Source organism: Escherichia sp. AM3 (assembly GCF_032029835.1).
Classification (GTDB): Bacteria; Pseudomonadota; Gammaproteobacteria; order Enterobacterales; family Enterobacteriaceae; genus Escherichia; species Escherichia coli.
Map to the genome: position 1 here is coordinate 1 of NZ_JAVUPQ010001273.1, position 239 is coordinate 239.

At 60.7% G+C, this 239-nt stretch carries 1 pseudogene; it reads right to left on the bottom strand.

The features are described from left to right. Positions 1-135 precede the first annotated feature (135 nt). Positions 136-239, bottom strand: a pseudogene (locus RTW80_RS30640) (SOS response-associated peptidase); the annotation flags it as partial.

Here is a 239-nt window from a genome sequence, read left to right on the forward strand (position 1 = left end):
GGCCTGGGCATATCGGTATCACGGAAAACCTGTCCGGAGCGACTACGCAACACTGGAAGACGAAGCCCGTCGTCAGGCTACAGGTCTCTGGTCAGTCCCTGGACAGACAGAACCCTGGCGCTGGCGAAGCAAGCATCACGAGAGAGGTTCAATTAGCGACGCCCCCTGATTCCGCACGTTGCCGACCGCAGGGGAAACTGGATGCCAGGTGAATGCCTCAGCAGGCACCGCCCCCTGTT